Origin of the sequence: Pseudophaeobacter sp., from assembly GCF_039971195.1 — a bacterium.
Classification (GTDB): domain Bacteria; phylum Pseudomonadota; class Alphaproteobacteria; order Rhodobacterales; family Rhodobacteraceae; genus Pseudophaeobacter.
Map to the genome: position 1 here is coordinate 1 of NZ_JBDWPJ010000095.1, position 8,542 is coordinate 8,542.

Annotated in this window: 10 protein-coding genes and 2 pseudogenes; 9 read left to right on the forward strand and 3 right to left on the reverse strand. The window is 54.3% G+C overall.

Annotated elements, in window-relative coordinates; all coding sequences use genetic code 11:
- Both ABJP42_RS20740 and ABJP42_RS08320 read right to left on the reverse strand, forming a co-directional pair.
- A pseudogene (locus ABJP42_RS20740) lies at nt 1-146 on the reverse strand (KpsF/GutQ family sugar-phosphate isomerase); the annotation flags it as partial.
- Nucleotides 143-757 (reverse strand): ribonuclease D, encoded by a 615-nt coding sequence (locus ABJP42_RS08320; RefSeq protein ID WP_348339865.1) that lies wholly within the window; start codon nt 755-757, stop codon nt 143-145. The gene ABJP42_RS08320 and the pseudogene ABJP42_RS20740, both read right to left, overlap by 4 nt.
- A gap of 641 nt (nt 758-1,398) precedes the next feature.
- Here ABJP42_RS08320 and ABJP42_RS20745 point away from each other — a divergent pair.
- From ABJP42_RS20745 to ABJP42_RS08335, 4 genes and pseudogenes are all read left to right on the forward strand, one after another.
- Nucleotides 1,399-1,863 (forward strand): annotated as a pseudogene (locus ABJP42_RS20745) (DDE-type integrase/transposase/recombinase); the annotation flags it as partial.
- A gap of 395 nt (nt 1,864-2,258) precedes the next feature.
- Complete coding sequence (locus ABJP42_RS08325; RefSeq protein ID WP_348339866.1) at nt 2,259-2,552, forward strand: phosphopantetheine-binding protein; 294 nt, start codon at nt 2,259-2,261, stop codon at nt 2,550-2,552.
- Nucleotides 2,553-2,638: 86 nt separating this feature from the next.
- Nucleotides 2,639-3,187 carry a hypothetical protein gene (locus ABJP42_RS08330; RefSeq protein WP_348339867.1) on the forward strand — a complete coding sequence of 183 codons (549 nt, stop codon included), beginning with the start codon at nt 2,639-2,641 and terminating at the stop codon, nt 3,185-3,187.
- 2 nt (nt 3,188-3,189) lie between these two features.
- Nucleotides 3,190-4,536: an AMP-binding protein gene (locus tag ABJP42_RS08335; protein ID WP_348339868.1), complete on the forward strand. Its 1,347-nt coding sequence runs from the start codon at nt 3,190-3,192 to the stop codon at nt 4,534-4,536.
- 65 nt (nt 4,537-4,601) lie between these two features.
- On the opposite strand, the gene ABJP42_RS08340 is transcribed toward ABJP42_RS08335, so the two are convergent.
- Nucleotides 4,602-5,420: a lysophospholipid acyltransferase family protein gene (locus tag ABJP42_RS08340; RefSeq protein WP_348339869.1), complete on the reverse strand. Its 819-nt coding sequence runs from the start codon at nt 5,418-5,420 to the stop codon at nt 4,602-4,604.
- 162 nt (nt 5,421-5,582) lie between these two features.
- Here ABJP42_RS08340 and ABJP42_RS08345 point away from each other — a divergent pair, with 162 nt between their 5' ends.
- The 5 genes from ABJP42_RS08345 to ABJP42_RS08365 all read left to right on the forward strand — a co-directional run.
- On the forward strand, nt 5,583-6,317 hold the full coding sequence (locus ABJP42_RS08345) for a class I SAM-dependent methyltransferase (protein WP_348339870.1): 735 nt from the start codon (nt 5,583-5,585) through the stop codon (nt 6,315-6,317).
- A 16-nt stretch (nt 6,318-6,333) separates the two neighbouring features.
- Complete coding sequence (locus ABJP42_RS08350; protein ID WP_348339871.1) at nt 6,334-7,092, forward strand: glycosyltransferase family 2 protein; 759 nt, start codon at nt 6,334-6,336, stop codon at nt 7,090-7,092.
- Nucleotides 7,089-7,490, forward strand: a complete 402-nt coding sequence (locus tag ABJP42_RS08355; RefSeq protein ID WP_348339872.1) for a hypothetical protein — start codon at nt 7,089-7,091, stop codon at nt 7,488-7,490. The genes ABJP42_RS08350 and ABJP42_RS08355 overlap by 4 nt, the downstream gene beginning before the upstream one ends.
- A gap of 34 nt (nt 7,491-7,524) precedes the next feature.
- A complete protein-coding gene (locus tag ABJP42_RS08360; RefSeq protein ID WP_348339873.1) occupies nt 7,525-7,821 on the forward strand; it encodes an ApeI family dehydratase in 297 nt (98 codons plus the stop codon).
- The coding region (locus ABJP42_RS08365) for a hypothetical protein (protein ID WP_348339874.1) at nt 7,814-8,542 on the forward strand (729 nt) is incomplete at its 3' end. The genes ABJP42_RS08360 and ABJP42_RS08365, both read left to right, overlap by 8 nt.

An 8,542-nucleotide genomic window follows, 5' to 3' on the forward strand; every position in this document is an offset into this window, starting at 1 on the left:
ATGATGATGCGAGCGGTTGCGGCCAGAACCAGATTGGCGGCTTCGACAAAGCGGTCATCAAAGCTTTCGGCCAGAGCCTCCAGTGCACGGGCTTCATCGGTGGCCACCTGACGGGCGGTGGCGAGGAGTTTTTCTGAATCGGTCATGAGTGTGCAAAAATATCCGTATCGGGCCATCCAGCGAGATCCAGTTTGGCACGCATTGGCAGAAAATCAAAACAGGCCTGAGCCATCTCGCTGCGGCCTTCGCGCTCCAGCCGTTTGTTGAGCGCATCGCGCAGGCGATGCAGGTACAAAACATCTGAGGCCGCGTAGTCGAGCTGGGCCTTTGTCAGCTTCTTTGCGCCCCAGTCGCTCATCTGTTGTTGTTTAGATATATCAACACTGATGAGCTCCTGCGTCAGGTTCCGCAACCCGTGGCGGTCGGTATAGGTGCGTACCAGACGGCTGGCGATTTTGGTGCAATAGACCGGCGCGGCCAGGGCGCCAAAAGCGTTATACATGGCGGCAATGTCAAACCGGCCAAAGTGGAACAGTTTCAGCACATCCTTATTCTCCAGCAGGGCGCAGAGGTTTGGTGCCTCATTCTGGCCTCTGGCGATCTGCACGATATGGGCATTGCCGTCGCCGTCTGACAGCTGCACGACGCACAACCGGTCGCGCTGCGGGTTCAGCCCCATCGTTTCGCAATCGATGGCCACGATGGGACCAAGCCTAAGGTCATCGGGCAGATCGCTCTGATATAGGTGGTTGGCCACTGCAAAAATCCTTTGCCGGTAGGTGCCCCTGTTGCGGGTCATCTTTGTCATTGTTCTGAGGCCCCGGCCCTATGGCGGATGCGTTATCTTTGAAATAGGGGCATTGCTGAGCGAACTCAACTGCCTGACCGGTCTGGAGACAGGGCGATGAGAGAAATATCGCGCGCCTCTCGCTAGCCAGGCCTTGGCAACACCCCTGCGAGATCTGCGATGCCGGGCGCTTCGCTCCATTTAAGGCTATCCCGAGGGTACATCAGAGGGCTAAAGACCGCGTTAAAGCACTGATAGATTTGCAAGACGTAAGTCCGATGGGGCGGAATTGCGCGCAGCCGCTGGTCCCCCATGCAGGCATTAAATCCAAAAGGCGGATTGCCCTTGGTGCGGAGCAGGGGCGAGGGTCTGGAAATGTCAGGGGAAGAGTGGTGCCTAGGAGAGGACTCCAACAACCGAACTAACACTCTGTAAAGTAGATTTTTTAAACTTCATTGTTCAAGCCCACCTCTGAAGCCACCCTCGAAAACTAATACCTACCCAATCGGGTTTCAATTTTCTACTTACAGAAGCAGGCAAGGAACCGTGTTAGAACTTCTCGCTTCCGTTCTCTCTCATGCGGAAGATGACCTGGGCACTTTTTGGATTTCTATAGAGGGCCAAACACCAGGAAAAAGCATCCCCAGCACCGGATTTGCCCATACCTGCTGCGAACGTTGGCTATCACAGGCCCAAGCCATGTTTGGTGCAGCGACATTACCTACATTCCAGTGCGGCGTGGGTTCTTGTATCTGGTGGCAATCATGGATTGGCCGACCCGCAAGGTGGTAGCATGGCGACTGTCGAACACATTGGATGCCAGCTTCTGCGTTGAGGCATTGAACGAGGCCGTTCCCAAAAACGGCAAGCCAGAGATCATGAACACCGACAGTCATACGATCGGTGCCAGAAAGAGATCAATCAGGCGCAGGTCGCTGCTTGACTCTTAGAAGGGCGTCCAAGGATCGCAGTTCACGGGTGCAGCCTGGGTCACGACCTTGACCGAGGCCAGTATCAAAAAATCCATGGATGGACGGGGCTGTTATCTCGACAATATCTTCACCGAACGGCTGTGGTGATCGCTCAAACAGGAGGCCCTCTATCTGCATGAATTGCAGGATGGGTTCCAATCCAAACGCGTGATCAAGGACTGGATCGGGTTTCACAACTCGGGGCGGCCTCCCACAGCTCTCGACAAACGATCCCCGGACGACGCATTCTTTAACGCAGAACTAAACCAAAAGGCGGCATGAAACCAACCTGATTACATCTTAGCTGCGCCGCTAAACCGTCCAGTTTAGTGGGGCCACTTCACTAAGAATCCAGGTTACTCGTCTGGTGATTGTGCATGATAGCGAATAAACTCGCCCCATTTCTGGCTAGACGGGACAGTTTCCGGCAGATAATAAATTGCTGCTAAACAGGCCGTAGCGAAATCTGCTTCGGGGCAGTGCCAAAAAATGGAGCAGACATGTCAGTAACCCAACTTGCAGATCAGGGCGATTTTGAAAAGCTACAGATTGAAGTCGCTGAATTGATTGTGAATGCTTTGGTTCTGGATGACGTAACTGCTGCGGAAATCGATTTTGATGCTCCTCTGTTCGGTGAGGGGCTTGGGCTTGACTCCATCGACGCCCTGGAAATTGCCTTTGCCATCAGCGAGACCTACGGCTTCAAACTGCGCTCCGATGATGAGCGCAACGAAGAGATCTTCTCTTGTGTGCGCGCCCTCTCCAGTCACATCGCGGAAAACCGGAAGACGTGAGCCTAAATCCAGCAGGCTGGCCTCCTCATCTGAGGGGCGCCGTCACGGCTGCCTTGCTTATCTCCTGTTGGCTGTTTGCGTCCCCCTTGCTGAATGCTGTCTTCATTCTGTTTACCCTGCATGTCTTCTCGCTGTTTTTGCGTGATATCTGCGGCCTGCACAGGGCTAGGCTCATCTTGCTGGGTATAGGCGGGCCTTTGGGGGTGCTCTTGTCGTTCTGGTGGCCAGAGCTGCAATTTGTGCCCTATCTCGCCGTCATCGCGATCAACCTAAGCATGGCCTATGTCTTTGGGCATAATCTGCTGCGCGGGCAGCCCAGCATTCTGCTCCAGTTCGTCACATTCGCCCATTTGGGACCAAACCCATCTTGTGAATTCACGGCCTATCTAAGGCAACAATGCGCTGTCTGGCTGGGCGTCGGTCTGCTTTCGGCAGGCCTGGGCATACTTGCCCTTGTGGCAGAGCCTCTGCGCGCCCTTGCTGGCATAATTTTGGTCACGCTTCTGGTTGCTCAGGCGCTGTGGTTTGTCATATCTCACGAAATCGCACGAGTCCGGTTTAAGCGACCGGAAACCTGGCAGCGCTCTATGTCTTTGATCATGCGGCGTGATACCTGGAAGAAACTGGATATCTGAACATGTATGCAGAAGACAGAAAGCTGTTCTTTTCAAAAGATGGCATTATTGATCAAAAGCAATTCGTCACCGATCTTGCTGCCCTGCGAAATCAATTGCAGGGGGCGGGTTCGATCTGCAATCTGTTTCAGGATCGCCACCAATTTGCCCTGGGTATTGCCGCAGGTTTGTTGAACAAACAGGCAATTATCCTGCCGCCGTCGCTGGCAACTGAAGCGATCCGCTCTTCGATTGCCGATGCGCCTGCCCCAGTCATCCTGAGCAACAACCCAGAACATGACGCGCTTGCCGCCCGCCTGTCGTTTGAAGCTGCGCAGCCTGAACAGGTAGCGAACTGGGACTATGCAACGGCACTGCAAGACAATCCCACAGAAATTCGAGTCTATAGCTCAGGCTCGACCAAGCAGCCGAAATGCAACGTTAAAACATGGAAGATGCTACGTGGTGGTGCGGCAATAACCGATCAGATCATACAGGACTTTGATGCTCTGCCGACCGAAGTTGGCCTGCTGGGCACTACGCCCCATGGTCATATGTACGGGCTGGAGGCCACGATTTTTGCCACGCTTGGCTTTGGCCACGCCACCTATCGGGACACCATTTTCTATCCGGCCGACCTGGAAGCGGCGATTGAGGCGGCGCGCGCCTGCGGGATTTCCAAGCTAGTACTGATCACCAGCCCTGCACATCTGCGGTTTCTGGAGACAGCCATTTTGGCCGCACCAGAAATTATCTGCGTGCTCTCTGCCACAGCACCTTTCCCACAGGCGCTGGCTCAGAAACTGGCCGCCAGAGAAAGCCTAAAGGTCATGGAGATCTATGGCAGCACCGAGACCGGCTCCATGGCGCTGCGGCAAACCGCTTTTGAAGACGCCTGGAGCTTCTCGGCTGGGTTTGAACTGCAAAAGGTGCAAAAAACCTGCCTGGCGACCGCTCCGCATCTGCCGGAACCTATCGCGCTGGAAGACGAGATCGAGCAACACCCGGACGGGCGCTTTACCCTGCTTGGCCGCGCTGGTGATATGGTGAGCGTGCGCGGAAAACGCAGCCGACTTCCCGCCTTGAATGCGATCCTTTCTGAGGTTGCAGGGATAGCCGATGGGATTTTCCTGCACGACAAACGCAGCGAGTCCGATGCCCTGGCCATAGCTGTGGTATCGCCTCAGGACAGTTCCCTGTCAGAATCGGAGATACGCAGCCTGGTGCGCCGCCACCTCTTGCTCCATCTCGACGCAGCCTTTGTCCCTAAAAAGCTGTTGTTTCTTCCTGAAATTCCCCGTTCTGCTACCGGGAAGATCACCCGTACAACAATGCTGGATCTGTTAAGGAAGGCTGGGTTGCATGGCTAGCCTGCTATAGCTGTGCCTAGGCTCAGGTCCGCAGTTTCTCGCCGCGTAGGTTTGGCCCCACAGGCTTAAACCTGCGGAGCCATCAATTTTGCCGCTTCCGAGCGAATGGTTTCTTCCAGCTCCGCTGCAAATTCATTCGGGTCTTTGCCTGCATCGACGGGTGGCAAGAACCGCAGCGTGATCACCGCAGGTGGTTTTGTCGAGTAGCCCGATGGCCAATGGAGACCTGAATCCGTCACAAAGGGTACAACCTGCACGCCGCAGTGCTTGTACAGTATCTCGAACCCTCGCGCATAGGGGCGTGTTTCTCCGATAGGAACGCGGGACCCTTCCGGGAAAATGACCATATTCCTGCCCTCGCGGATCGAGGCTTTGCCCTCTTTCAACAAGCGACGGATGTTCTTGCCCGGGGTGTCGGGATCAATGGGCGTCATTGGGGCATGTTTCAAACCCCAACCAAACACCGGAATAGACATGGCGGCGCGCTTGGTTACCATGTTCACATGCGGCACCAGCACCGTCATCATCACGGATTCCCAGGCGGTAAGGTGATTGCCCATATAGATTACGGGCCCCGAGGGAATATGCTCCTGGCCTTCGATCTTGAAATTCACCCCAAGGATGTATTTGGCGCCGTAAATATAGCCACAGGACCAAAACCGAAGCAATCGGCGCACCAATACCGGCGTGGGCCGCCAGTGCAGGTAAAAAATGATGCAAGCACCAGCTGTAATACTGACCAGAAAAACAAAGGCTTCATAGACACGGGTTCTCAGCCAGGCAGCCAAATATGGCAAAAGTCGCTTTGACTGAACGGTTTCTTCGCGGGCAAAGGTATCCATGACTTCCATCAGCTTGGTACGGGTGCAAACCAGTCTATACACGCCGAATGTAACGCCACAAACTACTATTAAATCACTTCGCTGTGCGGGTTAGACACTTTGAAGGGCTGGCAGGTTTGATTTTTCTACTGGTATAAGTTGCGCTGAAGAGCCAAAGATCTGATTCGAAAGTTTTGGCCAAAATCTAGACGCAAGGCCTTATCGATGTCAGATGGCAACAAACCAATCGTAGTTGGTGAGTATTACGAATCTCACGCAGAAAAGCAGGCCTTCCTGCGTCAGGTGTTTGACGACACTGCTAAAAACTATGAGGCCATCGCAAAATGGGGCTGGTTCGGCTCTGGCGACTGGTATCGCCGCGAAGCCCTTCGCCGCAATGGTGTGACCTCTGAGATGCGTGTTCTTGATGTCGCGACCGGCACCGGTCAGGTGGCACGGGCGCTGATGACCATTCTGGATGATCCCAAACAGATTGAATGCGTTGAACCCTCGGCGGGCATGATCGCTGAGGCCAAGAAACTGGTTCCTGTCATTTTTCACCAGTCCACGGCAGAAAAACTGCCCGTTGAAAGCGAAAGCTTCGACTTTCTGACCATGGGGTTTGCCCTGCGTCACGTTGACAGTCTGGAGGACAGCTTTGCGGAATATCACCGCGTTCTGAAGGACGGCGGCAAGGTGTTGATCATGGATGTGACAGTACCAGAAAAAGCCATTCCAAAGGCCCTGTTCCGCCTCTACTTCAAGCATATCCTGCCCACAGTCGCGATGATCCTGACCAGAGACCGCAATGTCTTTCGTCTGATGCGCTATTACTGGGAATCCATGGATCAGATGGTTCCCATCGAAAACGTCTTGGACAGCCTGCGCAAAGCAGGGTTCACGACAGTCGAGCACAACTCCTTGCTGGGCTGTTTCTCTGAATATGTTGCGCGCCGATAGCAGGCGCTGATCCCTCATGGCCAGTTTTTTTGCACTGATCCCGGCACATAACGAGATCCTGACCGTTCAGCAGGTGGTCGAGGAAACCATCCCCTTGGTGGACCGGGTCATTGTGGTTGATGATGGATCCACAGATGGCACGGCGGAGTCCTTATCTGATACCGGTGCCACTGTGCTGCGTCATGAAATCAACCTGGGCAAGGGGGATCGCCTGGTCGAAGGTTTCCAGTCGGCAATGGACAAAGGTGCAACGGCAGTGATCGTGCTGGATGCTGACATGCAGCATGACCCGGCGGATATCCCGAAATTTCTGGCAAAGCATCAGGATAATCCCTTGGCCCTTATCCTGGGAGATCGCTCTGCCGATATGGAGAATATGCCCGGTTATCGGCGCAAGGGCATTAAATTTGGCAACTTCTTTATTGGCTGGGCCTGTGGGCGCAGGATCAAGGACGCCCAATGTGGCATGCGGCTTTACCCGGCGACCGCTTTAAAACGGCTCGACATCCCCAAGCGCCATACGCGCGGTTTCAAATTCGAAACCGCCGCCTTGCTCTGTGCTGCGGAAAAGGGAATTGCCTTTGACTATGTGCCCCTCAAGGCTCGCTACGAAGGCTTTGTCCTCCGTCCTAGCCATTTTGACCCCCTGCGTGACTTCATGCGGCTTTTTGGGCTCGTCACCGAATTCCTACTTCTTAGGGGCCTCCGCCCAATGGGCTTTTTGAAGGCCATGGGACTTTTTAATCACGACCAAAATCGAGGAGATATGAAATGAAATTTCTGACCTATGCTTTCCTGGCAGCCTTTGCCCTGCAGCCATTGACAGCCGTTCCGGCTGCAGCTCTGGAAACGATCCAGACCTCCTATGTAAATCTGAGCGAAGTGACTTCAAAGAATCCCACGACTCGCCAGGTTGAAAATGCTCTCAAGACCTGCAGCTCGGCACGTGGCTGGGAGTTCAGCCGTGTGGCGACCGGGAAGCTGATTGGCCAGCTGAGAGTACGCGGGAAGCACTATGTGGAAGTTGACGTCGAATACAGCAAATCGGCCTTCAAGATCTCCTATCGGGACTCGAGAAACATGAAATACGACTCTGAAAATAACACCATCCATAGACGCTACAACAGCTGGATCGAAAACTTGACCAACGACGTGATCTTTTGCCTGAAGTAACTTCAGTCTCAAAGGTTTACGCGGAGGATTGGCTGTGCAGCTGATTGCTTTCGATGGCATTGATCCAAATTCAAAATTTTTGGACGGCCATTTCCCCGGGAACCCTATTGTTCCCGGGGCAGTTTTTTTGGGCTTTGCAGAACAGGGACTACGGGACATCGGATATGAGATTAAATGCGTTCAGCGCATGAAGTTCTTGCGCCAACTCAGCCCGGATCAACCGTTTGAGATCACCTTAGAAATAGAGGAAACCCTTGCCAAACTCGCGTGGATCTCAGGGACCGATACCCTGGCTAACGCGCGGGTAGAACTGCGCCCAACAGATGGCTGAGCAGGCATCCGAGGATGGGCAGGCGACTGGCTGGATCAAAGCCAGGGAATCTGGATCTATGTGGCAGCTGAAGTTCATGCGGCTGCTGGCAAGCAGACCACCCCGCTTCATTTATGTGCCGCTCCTTTGGGTCATCGCGCTGGTCTTTGCGATCGACACTCGGCGGCTGAGCACCAGAGCCTCAATCGCCTTTCTTAGCCGAATCCTGGGCCGCGCTCCGACACTGTCCGAACGTATGCGGCATGCTAAAACCTTCAGTCACGCCTTCTTTGATCGGGTGCGACTTCTGGGGCGTGGTGTTGACCAGTTTGACGTGTCGGTACGCGGCGCCGAGCCTATTCAGGAGTTGGTGACCCAGGGCAAAGGGGCCGTCTTGCTGGGCGCGCATTACGGAAGTTTTGAGGCATTGCGTGCGTTGGACCGCGAACTTCCGGGGCTATCCGTGCGCTATTTGATGTTCACAAAACATGCCGAGAAAAGCACCCGCCTTCTGGAGAATATCAACCCGGAAGTGAGCGAGAAAATCATCGCTTTGGAAAACGGTCCGATGGCCATGATCCAGGTCTCAGACGCCCTGAGCAGCGGCGAGTTTGTGGCCATTTTGGGAGATCGGCTGCCCGATGGGTCGGTACGTTCAAAACAGGATGTTTCCTTTCTGGGCGATGATATACAAGTGCCGCTATCACCCTACCTGACTGCAATGGCAGCCAGGGTTCCAATT

Excerpts from the sequence above, each read along its gene's own strand:
- ABJP42_RS08325 (WP_348339866.1), top strand. The coding sequence starts at position 2,259 with ATGTCAGTAACCCAACTTGCAGATCAGGGCGATTTTGAAAAGCTACAG.
- ABJP42_RS08335 (WP_348339868.1), top strand. The coding sequence starts at position 3,190 with ATGTATGCAGAAGACAGAAAGCTGTTCTTTTCAAAAGATGGCATTATT.
- ABJP42_RS08345 (WP_348339870.1), top strand. The coding sequence starts at position 5,583 with ATGTCAGATGGCAACAAACCAATCGTAGTTGGTGAGTATTACGAATCT.
- ABJP42_RS08350 (WP_348339871.1), top strand. The coding sequence starts at position 6,334 with ATGGCCAGTTTTTTTGCACTGATCCCGGCACATAACGAGATCCTGACC.
- ABJP42_RS08355 (WP_348339872.1), top strand. The coding sequence starts at position 7,089 with ATGAAATTTCTGACCTATGCTTTCCTGGCAGCCTTTGCCCTGCAGCCA.